At 79.8% G+C, this 737-nt stretch carries 1 protein-coding gene; it reads left to right on the top strand.

What is annotated here, in order from left to right:
* A partial coding sequence (locus WCS02_RS20845) for a CheB methylesterase domain-containing protein (RefSeq protein ID WP_340296219.1) occupies positions 1 to 661 on the top strand: 661 nt, incomplete at its 5' end.
* Positions 662 to 737: the final 76 nt, after the last annotated feature.

The following is a 737-nucleotide window of genomic DNA, read 5'->3' as shown; positions in this document are numbered from 1 at the left end:
GCTGCTCGGCGGCGCCCGCGGCCGGCTGAGCGGCCCCCGGCCGTCGCTGCTCGCCGTCGGCTCGTCCACCGGCGGCCCCGAGGCGCTCGCCCGCGTGCTCGGCGCGCTGCCCGCGAACCTGTCCGTACCCGTCGTCGTCGTCCAGCACATGCCCGCGGAGTTCACGCAGCTGCTGTCGGAGCGCCTCGACCGCACCTGCGCCGTCCGCGTCCAGCACGCGGTGGACGGCGAGCCGCTGCAGGCGGGCACCGTCGTCGTGGCCCGCGGCGGTCGGCACCTGGAGGTCGTCCGCGAGGGCGGCCGTCTCCGGGCGCGCCTCACCGACGCCCCCGCCGAGAACTTCTGCCGCCCCGCCGTCGACGTGATGTTCCGCTCCGTGGCCCGTGCGGTCGGCGGCGGCGTGCTCGCGGTCGTCCTCACCGGCATGGGCTCCGACGGCACGGCCGGCGCCGCCGACCTCGCCGCCGCCGGCGCCACGCTGTGGGCCCAGGACGAGGCCTCCTCCGTCGTCTGGGGGATGCCCGGCAGCCTCGTCGGCGCCGGCCTCGCCCAGCAGGTGATGCCGCTGGACGCCATCGGCCCCGCCCTGGCGACAGCCCTGCACGGCGCCCGCGAGCCCGGCGCCGCGCCGCTCGCCACCCGAGGAGCAGCACGTGCCTGAGCCCTGGACCCCGAGCACCCCCCCCCCCCCCCCGCGCCCCCGCCGCCCCGCCCCCCGGACCGCCCCCCGCACAAAT

Origin of the sequence: Aquipuribacter hungaricus (genome assembly GCF_037860755.1) — a bacterium.
Lineage (GTDB): Bacteria > Actinomycetota > Actinomycetes > Actinomycetales > JBBAYJ01 > Aquipuribacter > Aquipuribacter hungaricus.
Note: the sequence above shows the minus strand (reverse complement) of the source record. Positions and strands in the feature narration are given on the sequence as shown.